The following is a 19031-nucleotide window of genomic DNA, read 5'->3' as shown; positions in this document are numbered from 1 at the left end:
AATCCAGCCTTCACCAGAAATCTTGGCTACGATCAAAAGGAAATGGACGGCAAGCCATTTTTGTCTATTGCCCATCCTGATGATGCTAATGCCTATGTTGATGCCATTAATAAATTGAAAAAAGGGGAATCCATGGTCAATCACAGGGCCCGTGCCCGTTGCAAAGACGAATCCTATAAATGGTTAGATTGGTCCAGTACTATTGATATTAAAACTGGAACAATGTATGCAGTGGCTCGTGATGTTACTGAGATAGTTGAAAATGAAAAATCCTTAAAAATGGCAGACACGTTTTTTAATATGTCTTATGACATGCTTGTGGTAGCAAAAGGGGAGTATTTTGAAAAAGTAAATCCGGCCTTCACCAGAAATCTGGGCTACGATCAAAAAGAAATGGACGGCAAACCATTTTTATCTATTGCCCATCCTGATGATGCCAATGCTTATATTGATGCCATTAATAAATTGAAAAAAGGGGAATCCATGGTCAATCACCGTGCTCGCGCACGTTGTAAAGACGGGTCCTATAAATGGTTGGATTGGTCCAGTACCGTTGATATTAAAACCGGAATAATGTATGCGGTGGCTCGTGATGTTACTGAAATAGTTGAAAACGAAGGGTCCTTAAAAATGGCAGGCAAGTTTTTTAATTTGGCATTTGACATCCTTACGGTTGCAAAAGAAGAGCATTTCATCAAAATCAATCCGGCTTTTACTAAAACACTGGGTTATGATGAAAAAGATTTGGATAAGATAAAATTCACTGACTTAACACATCCTGATGATAAAGGTGTTGCCAATGAGATGTTTGCGAAGCTTTTAAAGGGAGAACCGGTTGTGAATTTCAGAGATCGTGTACTTTGTAAAGACGGAACATACAAATGATTGGATTGGCATAGTAATTTTGATTTGCAGCAAGGCGTATTGTATTCCGTTACACGAGATATTTCGGAGCAGATTAAATTAGAAGAAGAACAGCAAGCGGTAACAAATGAACTTTATGAAAATGAGGAAAAGTTACGATTGATCTTAGAAAATTTAAGTGAGGGTGTTATTGTTGCCAATTCAGATCAAAAAATAGTATTGGTAAATAATATGGCCAATGAATTTTTTGGAATTGAACAAGATGATGAAATATCAGCGAATATAATAAACCATTTTGAGATCTATTACCCGGATGAAAAAACTATTTTTCCTTCCCAAAACTTACCTATGGAGCGTGCGTTAAAAGGGGAATCGACAGATGATATTGATATTGTGCTTTTGGATCCGGCTACAAAGGAAAAGAAGCGTATTCTTATTAGTGGAAGACCATTGGTCGATCAGAATGAAAAAGTAGTTGCAGTTGTTCTCACTATAAAAGACATCAGTAAATACAAACAATTAGAAGAAGAATTAAAAGAAACCGAATCAAAATACAGACAATTAATAGGTTTTAAAAAAGGAGGCGATACCGTCATTTGAGGTTTGTTAATAGAAACGAAACCAATAAATATTTCCAAAAAAAAACCACGATTCAGAGAATGCGAATCGTGGTTTTTTATTTCTTGTTATTGAATTAACAATACTCGTTGAAAGCATCTTTCAGGTTTTCAGCGATTAATTCTGCCGGGCGACCTTCAATGTGGTGACGCTCTAACATGTGAACCAATTCACCGTCTTTGAACAAAGCGATGCTTGGCGATGATGGAGGAAAAGGAAACATAAATCCTCTAGCTGCATCTACCGCGTCTTTGTCAACACCTGCAAAAACCGTAATTAAATGAGCTGGTTTTTTAGCGTTGTCTAGGCTCATTTTTGCTCCTGGACGTGCATTTCTTGCTGCGCAACCACAAACAGAATTTACTACTACAAGAGTGGTTCCTTCAGATTTTATTGCGTTTTCAACTGCGTCAGCTGTATGTAATTCTTGAAAACCTGCGTCAGTTAATTCAGCACGCATTGGTTTTACCATTTCTTCTGGATACATATCTTTTTTATTTAAAAAGGTTAACGTTTTTTTTGTTTATCCCGAAACTACGGGCTTGCAAAGTTACAAAGTTTACATTCAAGAATAGAAGTTGAATTATAAAGTTTTGTTATAGTTTGATTGTTATTTCATTGTTTTGAAAACGACATGAAAAACAGCTTTAATAAATAACATTTTAGGGCATTTTAGAATGACCTGACTATCTTCTTTTAATGAAGTTTCTTCGTCTAGAAATTTGAAAATTAAAGTTGGATTTCCTTTTCTGAACATGGAAGTGAAAATGGCGGAACCCAATTCATTTTTCCGATCTAAAATATCCAATAATAACAAATCATAAAACCAGAATTTAGTTTTTTTATGAAATTTTGTAAAGTCGGTTTCCCGTTGTAGAAACGCAACCAATTCAGTGGATTTTTTATCAGAATTTTTAAAGGTATAACCCGTGCTGGCTTTTGTCCATCCTCCGGAAGTCCCTATATTGATTGCGTTTTTGGTGTTTAATTTCCAGAAAGGATAACAGGTCATGGGGATGCTGCCTTGTTCTTTTTCGATGATTTCGTAATTGGTAATCCCAAGTTTTTGGATGTAATTTTTGATTTCGGTTTCGTATTCTTCGGTCTTTAAATGGTTGTGCGAAAACAAAGTGTATTCCAGTAAAGCTTCGTTTCTGGAAGTAGGCAATACATACATAAAACGGGTGTTCCCTTTTTGCTCTACCGAAAAATCCATGAAAGTAGCTTGTTCCGTATTGAAAACTGTTTGTTCACTTTTGATAAACCAACCAATAAAATGCTGCTGTAAAATAGGATATTTAGATTGATTTGCAACTTTCTGGTTGTTGTAAATGCTATTAAATAGTTTTGAACAGGAGAAACTTTCAGCGGCAGTTTGTATCAGAATTATATTTTCGGATTCTTCAATTGCCAATACTTTTTGGTTGAGGAAAGTGATGTTTTCTTGTTTCGAAATCAAATCAAATACTTGGTTGTAAAAATCCAAGCCTTTCACCATGTTGTATTGATATGGTTTTAAATCTAAATCTCTATGAAAGTCTTCATTGGCAAACAGTGCCGAATTCCATTTTTTTGAAATCGATTTTTCCCAAATCACTTCTTCTTTTGCCCAGAAACACCAGGTTCTGTCATTCGCTTTTTTAGTATCTTCATCAATAAGTAGAATATTTTTCTCTCTGAATTTTCCTGAAAGTACCATTTTGTAAACGGTCATCAAAGCAGACAGGCCAGTTCCAGTAAAGATGTAATCGAAGTGTTTCATTGATAAATTTGACATTTACCCCAAAAATAGACAATTTATTCTTTTAGTTTCTCTAAAATTAGTTTAAACTCTTTCGGTTTTATGTAGTTGTTGTGTTGAAAAATGATTTCGTTTTCACTATCTAAAATGCATAAAGCGGGATAATTCAGCTGTTTGTTAATGGTTCCTAATTGTATCGCCAGTTCATGAATTCCTGAAGTATTTCCAGTTGATTTAAATATAAAAGTGGCTTTGTTAAAGACAATCGTTCGTTTTTCTTCCGCATTAAAATCTATAAAATAAAAATTATCGTTTAATTCCTTTATGATGTTTTCATTTTTGAAAGTTGTGTTTTTCATCGCATGACAAAATTGACACCAATCTGTATGAATAAAAATGACAACTTTTCTTTTCTCAATATTTTGTAGACTGTCTATTTGTTCAAAGGAGACCAAGTTTAGCTGCGCAAAACCAGATGGAATCACCCCAAATAACAACAGTAAAAGAAGTTTTTTTCTCATTTATTTTAAATTATAGCGCAGCCCAAAAAAGCTGCGAATTCCTTGGTTAGGTCCATAAACATAAGTAGTGTCAAACGTCAATCCGTAAGGGTTTTGAGGCGTTACCAGCACTTGTCCGTTAGTGTCATATTCTACATTTTTGTCAAAAGGGTCATTTGTTCTGGAAATCAAAAACGGATTATTCTGTTTTGGAAGAAAATTCAAAATGTTTTTAATTCCGGCATAGAGCTCAAAACTTTTCCAACCAGAATAGGTAAGTTGTACGTTTTGTAAACTGTACCACGGTGAATTTGGACTTCTAGGATCTAAAGCACTTAATAATGGCAATTTCATTGGTATATAAACATTCCCGGTATAGTCAATATTTAAATCAATAGTTTTTATTTTATACGATATGCTCCAGGTTGCGGTAAAATTTTCGGTTAGAAAGGGAGTTTCTTTTACTCCGTTTTCAACATTTTTATTATTAAGAATGGAAGCGCCTGTTATAATCTTTAATCCATTTGGGAAATTGACGTCTATATTTGTGCTAATCCCTTGACTTATGGCGTATCCGTTGATGTTATCGTAAATTATTTTATTGGGGTCAGTTTTGTAATCGGAAACAATTTTATTGCTGAATCGGGTATGGAAAAGGGCTGTTTCGATTCCGATAAATGTTCCATTGCTGAAATTTATTTTCTTGATATAATTTAAATTTGCATTTATCGATTGTTCCGGTTTCAAGTTATTGGCAATTACAATTTCACGCGCACCGGTTAAGGCAGCATGGTCTTCGGTAAATAGATTGACTACTCTAAAACCCGTTCCGGCATTCAAACGAAGAATATTATTGTCGTTCAATTTCCATTTATAGGCTACGCGTGGTGTCAAAATACTCCCGTGAAATGAGTTGTAATCATAACGAATCCCTAATAATAGTTTTTGTTTTTCAGTGAATGTAATTTCATCCTGAACAAAAATACCAGGTAGCCAGGTTTTCTCTGGATTGTTTTCACCTGAAACTGATGTTGCAGGTGTGTTGTCGTCATAATAATTATACCTGGCCGCAATTCCAGCGAGCATATCATTTTTTCCTAATTTCTTATCCCAGGTTAATTGCATAAAACCAATTTTTTGATTGGCAATATAATTTGTTAAACCGTAGCGACTGTCTTGATAATGTACGTTTCCAGAAAACGAAAGCATCAATTTCTCTTGAAATGGCAATTGATAACTTCCCAGCAGTTCTGCTCGTTTTGTGTAGATGCTTTCACCGTAAATTTCGTCTCCTCCACGGTGTTTTTTCTCCCAGCGCATATCTCCGCCAAAACGATCTTCATATACAGCACGTGCCGCAATAGTGAACAATCTGTTTTCATTTCGGTCAAAAGTCCATTTTTGAAAAAGTGAAATTCGGTCTGAGAGCGAAACATCAGTAAATCCATCCTTATCGTTGTCAATCCTATTGTTGTACTTGAAATAATTCAGTCCTAACAATGCCGTTGCTTTTTTGCCAACATTCCATTTTACTCCTAAGTCAACATTAGTTTCAAGCCAAGAAGTGGTAAAAACATCCGCGGAGAATATCGGCGCATTTAGTGGGTTTTTAGTGATGATATTAATCAAACCACCCACCGCTTCACTGCCGTATAATGAGGATGCAGGTCCTTTTACAATTTCAATTCTTTCTACCAAGGAATTTGGAATTCCTGATAATCCGTATACTGTTGATAAACTGCTTACAATTGGCATTCCGTCTATTAAAACCAGCGTATAGGGACCTTCCAGCCCGTTAATGTGAATGTCACCGGTATTACAAACTCCACAATTAAGTTGCGGTCGGACTCCATTTACGTTTTGCAATGCTTCATAAATACTTGCCGTAGGATTTTTTTTAAAAAATATTGGAGAATAGACTTCAACAGGAACGGCGCTTTCTAATCTTTTTACCGCTTTCAAGGTTCCTGACACTACCACTTCGTTGAGTTGGTTTTCAGTATTGGAAAGTTCAAAGTCCACAATTGTATTTTCATTTTTTTTTACAATTATGTTTTTTCTGACTGTCTGAAAATTATTTGCTATAACCTGAATTTTATAATTTCCTTCTGGGATATTCTGTAGTTTATATTTTCCTAAGCTGTCTGTTTCAGTTTTATAATTAGTTCCCATTATGGCAATACTTGCTTCCGAAACACCTTTCTTCTCTGATGAAACGAGTCCCGATACTAAAGAGTTTTCTTGTGCTTGGCTAAAATTCACAACAAGAAAAAAACACATAACAAATAAATTTTTCACTATACTTAAATTAATTTTAGGCAAAGCTAAAAATTATATTTTGCAAAACAAATTTTTTAATTACTTTTGTATCAATAATTTAAATTCAGCCATGGGAAAATCTTTAGAAGAAGTTCACGGATCGGTAGTCACACAAAACAAGAAATCAGTATTCAGGAAAATATTAGCTTTTTTCGGACCGGCCTATTTAATTAGCGTTGGTTATATGGATCCCGGAAACTGGGCGACGGATATTGCGGGTGGAAGCCAGTTTGGTTATGCCTTGCTATGGGTTTTACTAATGAGTAATATGATGGCTTTGCTGCTGCAAAGTTTAAGTGCCCGACTTGGGATTGTTACCCAACGCGATTTGGCACAAGCCTCACGAGAAACCTATTCACCGTTCATCAATTATATATTGTATTTCCTCGCCGAAATTGCTATAGCGGCCTGTGATCTTGCCGAAGTATTAGGAATGGCAATCGGTATCAATTTATTATTTGATATTCCACTTATCGAAGGGGTGATTATTACGGTTTTAGACACTTTTTTATTACTGTTTTTAATCAATAAAGGCATCCGTAAAATGGAGGCATTTATTATTGTTTTAGTAGCAATAATTGGTTTTTCCTTTATTTTTGAAATGATTTTTGCACAGCCGGAAATGGGAAAGGTTATATATGGTTTGATCCCATCGATGCCTAATGAAGCGGCGCTATATATTGCGATTGGAATTATTGGGGCAACGGTAATGCCGCACAATTTATACCTGCATTCTTCACTAGTACAAACCAGGAACTTCGACAGAAGCAAAGCAGGAATCAAGCAAGCTTTAAAATATAATTTCATTGATTCCACAATTGCATTGAATCTAGCCTTTTTTGTAAATGCAGCTATTTTAATATTGGCAGCAGCCACATTTTATAAAAATGGTATGTACGAAGTCGCCGAGATTCAGGATGCGCACCGATTTTTAGCACCGCTTTTAGGGAGTAAATGGGCGCCTATATTATTTGCTGTGGCCTTGATTGCGGCCGGACAAAGTTCCACTGTTACCGGAACATTGGCCGGACAAATTATTATGGAAGGCTATTTGAATTTACGAATCCAACCGTGGGTTAGAAGAATAATCACCCGATTAATCGCTATCGTTCCAGCGGTAATTGTAATTTCTATTTTTGGCGAAAGCGTAACAGGAAAATTGCTGATTTTAAGCCAGGTTATTTTGAGTTTACAATTGGGTTTTGCTATTATTCCGTTGATACATTTTGTGAGCGATAAATCAAAAATGAAAGGGTTTCACATTGGTAGAGTGACCCAAATTGCTTCTTGGATTGTTGCCACGATTATTGTTTCGCTAAATGCCAAACTGGTTTTTGATGAAATAAACGGCTGGCTTGAAACTTCAAAAAATCCATTACTATTATGGTTTACGGTTGTTCCATTAGCTTTTGGATTCCTGATATTGTTGATATACATTGTTTTAAAACCATTTATCGCCAAAACAAAAATTAGCATTTTAAATCATTCACCACATAATTTAAAACTGCAATTTTCTAAATCTGGAACCTACACTAAAAACAATATTGCCGTTGCTGTAGATTTCTCTAACGCCGATGAAGTTGCGTTGAATAACGCTTTTCAACTAGGGGGGATTGATGCAAAATATACGTTAATTCACGTGGTAGAAACAGTGGGAGCAATGGTTTATGGTGAAAATATTGACGATCATGAAACTTTGATAGACGAAAAATTACTGAATGAATATAAAGAAATGTTATCAGAAAAAGGATTTAGCGTAGTAACTAAATTAGGGTTTGGAAAACCAAATGTTGTAATTCCAAAAATTATTAATGAAGGACAATTTGATATTTTGGTTATGGGGACCCATGGTCACACCGGCTTCAAAGATTTAATTTTTGGAACTACCGTTGACAAATTGAGACATAAAATTTCTATTCCATTACTTATAGTGAAAAATTAAATTTTTGTAGTGAATTTGCTTCAGAATTAGAAGTTATTTACCATGCCAGTTAGCTGCTTGGGGCTAAAAAAAATAGAACACCTTAATCATCAATATAAAATCAAATGACTTTTTCAGAGGAAAACTATCTTAAAACGATATATCATTTAACTATTATTTCGGATTCAGAAATAAGCACCAATGCGATTGCCGAAAAAATGGAAACCAAAGCATCGTCAGTTACTGATATGCTTAAGAAATTAGCCGAAAAAGACTTAGTTAATTATAAAAAATACCAAGGGGTTTCCCTTACTGAAAAGGGGAAACTGTCTGCAAAAATGATTGTTAGGAAACATCGTCTTTGGGAAGTTTTTTTGGTCGAAAAACTTGATTTTTCTTGGGATGAAGTGCATGATATCGCAGAACAATTGGAACACATAAAATCCGAAAAACTCATCAATAAACTCGATGATTTTCTGGGAAACCCAACAGAGGATCCACATGGTGATCCTATTCCGGATGTGAACGGACGAATCATCAAAATTGAAAAGCAACTGCTTTCTGAATTACATGAAAATCAAATAGGAATATGTGTTGGCGTAAAAGACACTTCTTCGGAATTTCTTAAATATCTAGATAAACAAGGAATTGCATTGGGCTCTAAAATTGAGATCATAGCGAAGGAAAGTTTCGACCTTTCAGTAAAAATAAAAGTAGATACTAATGATTTGACGATTTCAAATAAAATTGCCAGTAATCTTTTTGTGAAATTGAATTAGGAAATTTGGCGTTATCTTTGAAAGAACTAAATTAAAAACATCAATTATGAAAAAGTTATTACTGTTATTTCTAATCATCTTTAATTCTCTGGCATTTGCACAAAACACGCCAAAAGAATCTATTAAATATGTAAAAATCACCCAAAAGAAATGCCTTAAAAAAAGTGGGTATCAAATTGTTTTGAAAGATTTAGTAAGTGATTCCCGTTGTCCGGAGGGACTGGCCTGTGTTTGGGCTGGTGAGGCTTCGGTCATTGTATCAGTCTATAAAGATTCAAAATTAGTTGAGGATAACACGATTGTCTTTTCGATGAAAAACATAGAGGAAAATAAACAGTGGTTTTCTAAATATCTTCCTGTAAAGCAGCGAAAAATAAAAACTGTGGGTGTTTTTCCTTATCCGAAGCAAGGTGTAGTGGTTAACAAAAAAGACTATTATATTAAAATTGGGTATATAAAGTAAGTCTGATTTTATCCCTTTTTAAAACCAATTAATTTTCGGTATTTCTGCTCACTTTCTTCAAGAGCTACTTCCAGTTCTTTGTAATAGGTGATGTCTTTTATATTAGCAACTGCTGCTATAACATAATTGTTTTCATCGATTATTGGTCTGCCACTAATGACAACCCGTTTTTTAGTTTTAGTTTCTGAATCTTCAATTATTATTTCAACATCATCAGTTGACTCTCCTTTTAAAGCTTTGTCCAGAGGAAGGTTTTGGGCAGGGAAAACGGTTTTTTCGTCAGGATAATATAAATTATATTTAGTGGACCAATCCAGAGTAGTGGGGGCTGAGGAGTCTTGTTTAATCCCTATAATTTCTTCCGCCATATGATTGGATAAAACAATTCTTTTTTGGCTGTCAGTAACAATAATGCCCTCACCAATATTCTCTAATATCAATTTCAATTTTAATTCGTTAAGACGCACTAATTTATCGGCTTCTATTTTCTCGTCCTCCAGTTTTTTGCTTATTGAAATGTCTTTAACAAAAGCAATGAAAATGTATTTGCCTAAAATGGTAGCTTGTGATACCGTCAACTCAATATCAAACTCAATATTTTGTTTGTTGATTGCTGTGGTTTCAAATGTTTTATTAAGGATAGGTCCTTCTCCGGTGTCTATAAAATGTTGAAGTCCTTTTAAATGATTCTCTCTATGTTGTTTTGGCATAATTAATTCATGCATTTTTTTGCCTAAGGCTTCTATAATTGTCCAGCCAAATATTTTTTCGGCTTGCGGATTCCATCTCATGATGATTCCTTCGTCATTTATTACAATCAAAGCATCTGGCGCCTCGTTAAATATAGTTTGCAATTGACCTTCGCTTTCTTTAAGTTTTTGTTCAGCAGCTTTGCGTTCCGTAATATCTCTCAGAATAGATTTATGGCCAGTTATCCTATTTCCTTCTCTTAACTGCATCACCGTTTGTTCTACCCATTTTAGTTCTCTTGATTTGGTAAGAATGGGAAATGAAAATATGGTTTCATCTACTTTATTTTTAAATTGATTTAGATAGAACTCCGCCACACGGTCTTTCCACTCTGGAGCAACCAGCTCTGAAAAATGTTTACCTATAAGTTCATCTTGAGAGTAACCAGTTAGTTTTTTACAGGCAGGATTGATATAGGTAAAGTAACCTTTGTAATCAGAAGTATGCACTACATCACTTATGTTTTCAACAATTTCACGATATTTTTCTTCGCTTTTACGAAGGGTTTCTATGGCTTCTGCTAGTTGAGCAGTACGCTCGGTCACTTTTTGTTCCAGTTCCTCATTTAGTTTTTTGATTTCATTTTCCGAATTTTTTCGTTCCGTGATATCATGAAAAACCGCCACAGCACCATTGATCTTGCCAGCGGAGTCTTTTAAGGGTCTGGCAGATATCACGACAAAATTGCCTTCGGTTTTTTTATAATTTTGTACAAATATTTCCATGTCGTCCACCTCTTCGCCATGCAGCGCTTTTACTATAGGAAGGTCATCAGTAGCTAAAATAGTTTTAGTATCAGGCCAAAATATGCCATAAGTGTCAGCCCATCTCTCTTCGGGTATATCGAGCAGTCCAATTCCAATTATTTTTTCAGATGCAGGATTCCAAATGATGAATTTTCCATTCTCATCAGCAACGACTAATCCATCACCCATATTTTGAATAACGGATTGTAAAAGTGTGTTTTGTTCATTTAACTGTTCTTTGGATTGTGCTACTTCATTATCCCTTTTCTCAATAGTGGAAAGCATGTCATTAAGTCCCAAAGAAAGAATACTGATTTCGTCTTTCCCTTCAACCACCATGCGGGTTGTGTAATCATTAGTATCCTTTATCTGTTGTATGACTTTTACCAAGTTCAGCAAAGGTTTTGATATGTATTTTTTTATAATAATGGCAATTAAAAATGCGAGTCCTATCCCTACAAGTAATAAAACAACTCCCAGACTCAAAACATCCATTTTTATTTTATTCAATTCCGATAATTCAAAGCGGATGCATACTAATCCTATTGTTTTATTATCTTTTTTGATCTTGCTGTAAACAAAAAGATTTTTATTGGTAAACAAGAAGCTTTTTTGATCCATCACAGGTACAGCAAACTGATAATTTGGATTGGATCCCTTTTTAGCGTAGGATGCAAAGACTTTTCCTTTTCTGTCCAATATATTTGCATTTAAAAGATCATTTTGCACTTTTAGTTCCGATAGGATTTTATTTGCCGCAGCATTATCAAGAAATTCTAAAGCGGAAACACTATTAAAGCCTACCACTTGGGCAATAGCAATTGAACTGACAACTTTCCGGTCCTTGAATCCTTTAATGTCTATAAGTACAAAAGCGGTAATACAAATTCCTAATACAAACGCCGAGGTAAAAACCTGCATTAGTACCAGTTTATTCTTAATCGAGATATTGCGTAGATTCATCATTTATAATGTTTTTAGTATTATTATTATTGGACAATAATGGCATGTTGTAATAGAAACGAACTGATGCCAATTCCGGCTTTATTTATTGCTTTTAGATTTACTTCAAATTTTAATTTATTGTCGACTATGACAAAATTCATATGCGCCCCTTTTTTTCCATTTCCATTTCGCTCTGTTACAATCAGTACTGGCTTTCCTGAAAATTTAGAGAGAATGGTTTCAATTGGGATGGTACTGTTGTAAGGAACAAACAGAATGTTACAAAAGCTGATCTCGTCTAAATTTTTATATTCCTTAATCTCAATTTTTTTAGTTTTAGGGGTACCTTGTAAGGAGGCGGTAATTGGACTTTCTTCTAGAATGGCTATCTTAAAAGTTTGATTTTTGGAATAATCTTTCCAATTAACATAATCTATAAAACGATACAGAAAAGCAGCTTTTAAAGCATATTCCTTTCCCCCGGCACTCTCTTGTGCCTCTATTGGATTTCCTACCATCATTGTGATGATTACTCCCCAAAAAAAGATGTAATTTGTAAGTGTCATGACATTTTATTTTTAAAGAAGTTTATACGTGAATTGGAAAAATTAATGCTGTTTTTTTAAAAAAAGCTAATTTTAAAATTTATAATTTAATGACAAATTGAACAAAGTTCCCAGTTGGCTAAAGTGATATCCTTCGTAGGTCATTTGAGAATAACGGCCATTGAATGTAATCAGGTTAAATTGTGATTTGACTTGCGCTGAATCATTTAAAATTGTTGTGCCGGCAGCATTTTCTGCCTTAAATTTCCATTGAGGCAATACGTTAAACAAATTATTGATGTTGATAGCCACTGTTAATTTATCAGTCGCAGCATAATTAATTCCTAAATCAGTAACTAGTTTTGGAGTAAATTCCGTTCTTAAATTGGAATCTAAACCCTCTTGTTTGAATGTTGTTTTTCCAAAATAAGTGTTGTTAAGGGACAAATCATATTTTTTAATTTTATAATTGGCGCCCAAAATCCATTTTGTTTTGGGTCTGGAGGTAAACATCAAAGCATTTAGTGTAGCCCCAAAATTTGTACTGGCAACCGGTGAAATTCTTTTGTTTTCTAATGTTACGTTTCCTGATAAATTGAATCCTATTTCAGTTATTCCTAGTTTTATTGGACCGTAATTCATAACGGCGTCGACGCCTGACGTTCTGGAATTAAAGGAGTTTTCAAACCAGGCAACGCTTCCAAATTGAGTGGCTACATTGTCTCCCAAGATAATTCGGTCTTTTACTTTAATGTTGTAATAGTCTATTGTGAAATTTATGTTTTTTAAAGGTTTGGCTCCAACACCAACGGAGATATTAATTGATTTTTCTGCGTCTAATTTGGGTATTCCTAAAAGTCGTGCTTGTGCTGAAATATTATTTATCAATCCGTTTATTTGTATGCCCTGACCAGCTACAAAGGAATTTTGTGATTTTTGCGAGAAAATTTGATGTAATGTGGGTGCTCTAAAACCAGTAGAAACCGAGCCTCTTAGCGTGATTTTATCTTTGTTAAATTTATATCTGGAGCTTAATTTCCAAACAGTTGCTGACCCGAAGTCACTGTAGTTTTCATAACGAATGGTACCGTTTACGAAGAGATCTTTATTGAAATCGTATGCTAAATCAAAATAACCCCCTAAATTATAGCGATTCCATTTTCCTGAATTTTCTGGTCTGTTGCCAGAGAATGAGTCCGCACCTTCTTCATCCCATGAAGCCTTATCACCTTCGGTAATTATAAAGGTTTCAGTTCTGACCTCTGATCCAAAACCCACACTTATTTTATCAGATAGTATTTTAGAAATGTCCAAGTTGCCCACAATATGTTTAAATGAAGCTCCTCCAGGTTTAAATGATATGGGACTGTTCTCCCGGTAGATATTTGTTCCGCCAGAGTCTTTTGTAGCTGATCTGTTTTGGGAGTTTTCTACCGTGTAAATTTGCGAATTACCGCCAAATGTTATGCTGGAATCAACGTTCCATCCGTTTCTAATGGATACATACCCTAAGGTGGCATTATAATCGTTCAAGTCTCCAGTAAATGTAGGATGGTATCCTTTGTAGGAGCCCACTGTGCCATCACCAAAGAAATCTTTTAAATAGGTCGGATAAACAGAGGAAATACTCCAATTTGGAATACTGCTATTTTCAAATGGGTTTTTTATGGATCTCCAATAAGGCGTTCTGTAGTTCGCAAACGAGTTTACTTTTTTGTATGCATAAGCAGCATTATAATACAGTTGGGTTTCATTGGATAAATTAAAGTTGCCATTTATCTCAAATTTTATGGCCGCTGTTTCCGGAGAACCATTGATGTTGCCGCCGTCCGGTTTTTCTCTTAAAAAATCATCGACGGCTTTTCGTCCAGTGATGTTCCCTTGATTTATAGTGGAGAATTTGGTATTATAGTCGGGAGTGCCTTTGTAATCTTCAAAAACAGTATTGATTTGATTATCATTCATTCCGGTTATATCGGTACCTCCAAGAGTATTGTCAGTGTTAACATAGCTTCGATATGCAGTTGGGTTTATTTTAACAAAATCATTAAAATCGCCTTCTGCATCTACTTTTCCGGGTCTGTTTGCTAGGTTTACTTTGGAAAAATCTAAAGTATAATTAACAAAACCTTTTTCGCCTACTGTAGATCCGTTGTTTAAACTCACTCCTAGGATTTCGCCATCGCCTTCAGCCGTAATTCCTGTTCGTACTGTTGCGGATCCATTATCGGTCGTTTTTTTTAAAATAACATTTATTACCCCGGCAATGGCGTCAGAGCCATATTGTGGTGACGCTCCATCACGCAGAATCTCGACGCGTTCGATAGCGTCAATTGGGATCGCAGAGAGATCAGCGCCGGTTTCTCCCTGACCTGGTGATGTTTGGACATAAAGTAGAGCACTCAAGTTTTTCCGTTTTCCGTTAACAAGTAGCAGGGTTCGGCTGGGTCCCATATTTCTAATTTCATAAGGGTCAAGTAACGAAGTGGCATCATTTACAGGAGTTTGAACCGTGTTGAAAGAGGGGATTTTGTATTGTAATACTTTATCAAAAGTGATTTGTCCCGTTGATGTTATTTCTGAAGACGACAATACATCAATAGGAAGGGCAGTTGTAGTGTTGCTTCTGGGCGCAGTTCTTGTACCGGTGATGATTACGTTGCTAGCGCTTTGTCCATCACCTTCAGAAAAGACAACATTTAAAGTAGATTCAGTCGTTTCGTATTCTTGTTTTGAAAAGCCAAAGTAACTAAAGACCAAAGTAGCTCCTTCTTTTACAGTAATAAGATAGGCCCCATTAATATCGCTAGAAACGTTGTTGTTAGTTCCCTTTTCAATAATATTAACTCCAGACAAAGGCATACCGGCGTTATCTATAACAAAACCACTAATCTCTTTTTGAGCAAAAAGAAATGTGACGTTTAGTGTAAATAGTAATAACGCAAACTTTTTCATGATTAGTTGATATTGGTTCATTTTTGACTTGAAATCAATTGCAACATAATAAATGTAAGAAGTATCCAATGAGCCACTTAAATAAATAATTTAGTGGAATATTGACCAATGAATGGAATAATTATAAAAAAAAACAGTTTGCTTTTTTCATAATGAATAGGTATTAAATCGAGGTTTCTTATAGTTTTCTCCTTTAAATGATTAGAAGATGTCAATTACCAATTTAGTTATATTTATTTAATTGCAATTGCCACGAAGGAGTATAGCTAAAAGCCCTGAAATTATGTACAAAATGGTTAATAAATTCAAATTCAAATCAGAGGCCATTATTTTGAAAATTTAAAAATGGAAGTGACTGATTTTTAGTCTAAAACTAACACTTTTATGCTATGTAAATTTAGTTAATTTATATCAAATAGCTTAAATAAAAGGTTAGATTTTTAGTTTTTTAGGAAAAACTTATGCGGACTTGTATTTTTAAAATTAGCGAAGTTAGTGTGGTGATCAGTACTGAAATTTAGAAAACAATTTTAATGACAGCCACAATCATCATCGCCACAATTTTTTTTAGATTTTTTCTTCAAGAAGAATTTTCTAATTAAAAAAGCTAGTGCAATTGCAAGTGCAATAAAGGCAATGATTTCTTGAATATCCATACTAGTTTATTTTAGAATTTGATAGGCAATTAATGCTACAACGTAAGCAAAGCCACTCATGAAAATTAGTTGTCCTAAAGGCCATTTCCAGCTATTGGTTTCTTTTTTTGTGATGGCGAGTGTGCTGGCACATTGCAATGCAAAGGCATAAAACAATAATAATGATATTCCAGATGCAAAATTGAATATCTTCTCTCCGGTTGCCGGATTGATTTCAGCAGCCATTTTGTTTTTTATGGTAACTTCATTGTCACTTCCGCCAACACTGTATATAGTTGCTAATGTTCCCACAAATACTTCTCTGGCCGCAAATGAACTGATAATAGCAATGCCTATTTTCCAATCATAACCTAAAGGAGAAATCGAAGGCTCGATTGTTTTTCCCATTAGACCAATATAGGAGTTTTCTAATTTTTGTGAAGCAACTGCATTTTCAAATTCTGTTTTTGACAAAGGTTTGTCTTTCGTTTTTTCAATAACAATTGTTTCTGCGTTATTAAAATTTCCCCCAGGACCATAAGAAGCTAAAAACCATAGAACGATTGAAATGGCCAAAATGATTTTACCTGCGCCAAAAACAAATGCCTTCGTTTTTTCAATCACATTAATTCCCACGTTCTTAAAAAGCGGTAATTTATAATTGGGCATTTCGACAACAAAATACGTTTTTCCTTTTATTTTTAGAATTTTATTTAAGATGTATGCCGAGAAAATTGCCATTCCAAAACCCAATAGATACAACAACATCAAGGTCATTCCTTGCATATTCAAAATCCCAAAAACACGAGTGTCAGGAATTACTAAGGCAATTATGATGGCGTAAACCGGTAATCTTGCGGAGCAGGTTGTAAAAGGTGTTACTAAAATAGTGATTAATCTTTCTTTCCAGTTTTCTATATTTCTGGTCGCCATGATTGCGGGAATTGCACAGGCTGTTCCAGAAATAAGCGGCACAACGCTTTTACCGGACAAACCAAATTTGCGCATGATTTTATCCATAAGGAAAACTACTCTACTCATGTAGCCACTTTCTTCCAGAATGGAAATGAACATAAATAAGAAGGCAATTTGTGGTATAAATATTAAAATCCCCCCGATTCCTGGAATGATTCCCTGTGAAATTAAATTAGTTAAAACTCCGGCAGGCAATTTTTCAGCAGCAAGAGTGCTCAGCGAAGCAAAAGTACTATCGATAAAATCCATTGGTATTTTAGACCATTCGAAAATAGATTGGAAAATCACAAACAGAATCATAAAGAAAATGACGTAACCCCAAACTTTATGTGTAAGGACACGATCCAGTTTGCTACGGAAATCTTTAGCGACAGTTTCATCTATTTTCATTCCTACTTTCAGCACATCATTGATAAACTGATAGCGTTTTATGGTTTCTTTTTGTTGCAAACGTTTCAAATCTGAGTGTGATTTGGTTAACGAACTTCTTATTTCATTCCGATCTAAATTCAGGAAATTTACATCCTGCGTAATTACCAACCATAATTTATATAATAATTGATTTGGGAATGTTTTGCGTAACGTATTGAAATATTCAGGATCAATACCGGATGCATTCAAACAAGGTTCTGTGGAGATTGTTTTGTAAGTGACAATCAATTTTTTTAACTCATCGATCCCAAAACCTTTTCGGGAACTAATCAGTGCAATCTTAGTTTTTAAGTGTTCTTCAAGATAAGGAATGTCGAGTGTTATTCCTTTGTATTCCATTCTATCAGCCATGTTTATGACTAAGATAGTTGGGATTTCTAAATCTTTTATTTGGGTGAAAAGCAATAAATTGCGTTTCAAATTTTCTACATCGGTAACCACAAGGGCTACGTCTGGATATAATTTGTCGTTTTTATTCAGTAGTAATTCGATAACAACATTCTCGTCAATGGAACTTGCATTTAAGCTGTATGTACCAGGTAAATCCAGAATATTAGCTTTGACATTGTTGGGCAACTTGCAAAATCCCATCTTTTTTTCAACGGTGATTCCAGGATAATTACCCACTTGTTGGTTTAAACCGGTCAATTGATTAAAAACAGAAGTTTTCCCTACATTCGGGTTTCCTATTAAAGCTACGTTAATGTTGCGATTGCTTACCATAAGTTGGTTTTGATTATTTCAACTTCGATTTCTCTCGCCGTTTCCACGCGTATTGCGACATGGGAACCATTATTGATGTTCAAATACAGAGGGTCGCCAAAAGGAGCAATTTGAAGTAATTCGACCATGTTTCCTGGCAAACAACCCATTTCTAATAGCTTCAATGGAACGGTGTCAATATCAAAATCTTTGATAATAGCTTTTTCGCCTTTTTTGAGAGAATGTATCGTAGTTCGCAAATCTTATTTAGATTGAATTAAGATTGCAAAAGTACATATTATAATGCCAAAACAAATGATAATTATCATTTTTGTACCTTTTTTGGGTAAATTAAAGCTACTATTTTGCAGCTTCTTATTGAATCGATAGTGTAATAAAACTATTGAAATCCAAATTTTTAATTGTCTTTTATTCTTTGCACAAAAAATTAATATCTTCTATTAAACGTTTCATGTCTTCTTTTTTTGTACCGTCATAAAAACCTCGTACTCTTCTTTTAGTATCAACCAAGACAAAATTCTCGGTATGCACCATATCATACAGTTGTTCCGGTTTTCCTAATTTGACCGCCAAATAGGATTTTCTAGCCATCGTATAAATTGCTTTCTTGTCCCCGGTAACCAAGTTCCATTTGCTGTCAACAACTCCATTTTTTAGAGCATAGGCTTTCAAAACAGGAACGCTGTCCGTTTCTGGAAAAACCGTATGTGATAACAACATTACTTTTGGGTTATTAATGATTGCTTTTTGAACTTCGGCTAAATTAGTTGTCATCTTTGGGCATATTGAACCACAAGTTGTGAAGAAAAAATCAGCAACATAAACTTTTCCTTCATAATCTTTCTGAGTAATGGTTTTTCCATTTTGATTTACAAAAGAAAAATCAGCAATCGTGTGGTACTTGCTTATATATTGAACGGTACTGTCTACCAGTTCAGGATTTACATCTGCAGGATTAAAAATAGGCAGTGATTTGCTTGGTTTAAGCGCTACGTAGAACAAGTAAATCGTTATGATAGAAAAGACTAATAAAACACCAAAGAACTTTCGGTATTTATATAAAATAGATTTCATAAGAGTAATTTGGTGCAAAAATACGAAAAGGTAATTTTAAAAAAGA

At 34.7% G+C, this 19031-nt stretch carries 16 protein-coding genes; 5 read left to right on the top strand and 11 right to left on the bottom strand.

Translation table 11 applies throughout. The annotated features are described in order from the left end of the window. Both BUC23_RS16130 and BUC23_RS16125 read left to right on the top strand, forming a co-directional pair. Window positions 1-885: PAS domain-containing protein (locus tag BUC23_RS16130; protein WP_167365599.1), on the top strand; the 885-nt coding region annotated here is incomplete at its 5' end. Further along, on the top strand, window positions 886-1464 hold the full coding sequence (locus BUC23_RS16125; RefSeq protein WP_073211370.1) for a PAS domain S-box protein: 579 nt from the start codon (window positions 886-888) through the stop codon (window positions 1462-1464). It begins immediately after the preceding gene. Between the two features lie 94 nt (window positions 1465-1558). Here BUC23_RS16125 and BUC23_RS16120 read toward each other — a convergent pair whose 3' ends face one another. The 4 genes from BUC23_RS16120 to BUC23_RS16105 all read right to left on the bottom strand — a co-directional run bounded on the left by BUC23_RS16120 (window position 1559) and on the right by BUC23_RS16105 (window position 6003). Further along, window positions 1559-1969, bottom strand: a complete 411-nt coding sequence (locus BUC23_RS16120; RefSeq protein ID WP_073211366.1) for a BrxA/BrxB family bacilliredoxin — start codon at window positions 1967-1969, stop codon at window positions 1559-1561. 123 nt (window positions 1970-2092) lie between these two features. Beyond that, on the bottom strand, window positions 2093-3244 hold the full coding sequence (locus BUC23_RS16115) for a lycopene cyclase family protein (protein WP_073211363.1): 1152 nt from the start codon (window positions 3242-3244) through the stop codon (window positions 2093-2095). A 35-nt stretch (window positions 3245-3279) separates the two neighbouring features. Then, window positions 3280-3744 carry a thioredoxin family protein gene (locus BUC23_RS16110; RefSeq protein ID WP_073211361.1) on the bottom strand — a complete coding sequence of 155 codons (465 nt, stop codon included), beginning with the start codon at window positions 3742-3744 and terminating at the stop codon, window positions 3280-3282. Next, entirely contained in the window at window positions 3745-6003 is a 2259-nt protein-coding gene (locus tag BUC23_RS16105; RefSeq protein ID WP_139259945.1) for a TonB-dependent receptor, read from the bottom strand. Between the two features lie 109 nt (window positions 6004-6112). Between BUC23_RS16105 and BUC23_RS16100 the strand changes: the two genes are divergently transcribed. The 3 genes from BUC23_RS16100 to BUC23_RS16090 all read left to right on the top strand — a co-directional run bounded on the left by BUC23_RS16100 (window position 6113) and on the right by BUC23_RS16090 (window position 9205). Continuing rightward, a complete protein-coding gene (locus BUC23_RS16100) occupies window positions 6113-7984 on the top strand; it encodes an Nramp family divalent metal transporter (protein WP_073211403.1) in 1872 nt (623 codons plus the stop codon). 104 nt (window positions 7985-8088) lie between these two features. Beyond that, on the top strand, window positions 8089-8742 hold the full coding sequence (locus BUC23_RS16095; RefSeq protein WP_073211359.1) for a metal-dependent transcriptional regulator: 654 nt from the start codon (window positions 8089-8091) through the stop codon (window positions 8740-8742). Between the two features lie 46 nt (window positions 8743-8788). Further along, window positions 8789-9205 (top strand): hypothetical protein, encoded by a 417-nt coding sequence (locus BUC23_RS16090; RefSeq protein WP_073211357.1) that lies wholly within the window; start codon window positions 8789-8791, stop codon window positions 9203-9205. A gap of 8 nt (window positions 9206-9213) precedes the next feature. Here BUC23_RS16090 and BUC23_RS16085 read toward each other — a convergent pair whose 3' ends face one another. From BUC23_RS16085 to BUC23_RS16055, 7 genes are all read right to left on the bottom strand, one after another. Then, window positions 9214-11667, bottom strand: coding sequence for a PAS domain S-box protein (locus tag BUC23_RS16085; protein ID WP_084538384.1), 2454 nt, complete (start codon window positions 11665-11667; stop codon window positions 9214-9216). Window positions 11668-11690: 23 nt separating this feature from the next. Beyond that, window positions 11691-12212 carry a YfiR family protein gene (locus tag BUC23_RS16080; protein WP_084538383.1) on the bottom strand — a complete coding sequence of 174 codons (522 nt, stop codon included), beginning with the start codon at window positions 12210-12212 and terminating at the stop codon, window positions 11691-11693. 72 nt (window positions 12213-12284) lie between these two features. Next, the gene (locus BUC23_RS16075; RefSeq protein ID WP_073211401.1) at window positions 12285-15146 is read right to left on the bottom strand and encodes a TonB-dependent receptor; all 2862 of its coding nucleotides are present in this window, start codon (window positions 15144-15146) and stop codon (window positions 12285-12287) included. Between the two features lie 530 nt (window positions 15147-15676). Continuing rightward, on the bottom strand, window positions 15677-15802 hold the full coding sequence (locus BUC23_RS16070) for a FeoB-associated Cys-rich membrane protein (RefSeq protein ID WP_073211348.1): 126 nt from the start codon (window positions 15800-15802) through the stop codon (window positions 15677-15679). A 6-nt stretch (window positions 15803-15808) separates the two neighbouring features. Next, window positions 15809-17911, bottom strand: a complete 2103-nt coding sequence (gene feoB, locus BUC23_RS16065) for a ferrous iron transport protein B (RefSeq protein WP_073211345.1) — start codon at window positions 17909-17911, stop codon at window positions 15809-15811. After that, window positions 17905-18150, bottom strand: a complete 246-nt coding sequence (locus BUC23_RS16060) for a FeoA family protein (RefSeq protein ID WP_073211342.1) — start codon at window positions 18148-18150, stop codon at window positions 17905-17907. The genes feoB and BUC23_RS16060 overlap by 7 nt, the downstream gene beginning before the upstream one ends. A 169-nt stretch (window positions 18151-18319) precedes the next feature. Further along, on the bottom strand, window positions 18320-18985 hold the full coding sequence (locus BUC23_RS16055; protein WP_073211340.1) for an SCO family protein: 666 nt from the start codon (window positions 18983-18985) through the stop codon (window positions 18320-18322). Window positions 18986-19031: the final 46 nt, after the last annotated feature.

The sequence above is a fragment of the Flavobacterium xinjiangense genome (assembly GCF_900142885.1).
GTDB lineage: Bacteria > Bacteroidota > Bacteroidia > Flavobacteriales > Flavobacteriaceae > Flavobacterium > Flavobacterium xinjiangense.
The sequence above is the reverse complement of the archived record's forward strand: the minus strand, read 5'-3'. Positions and strand labels throughout refer to the sequence as shown.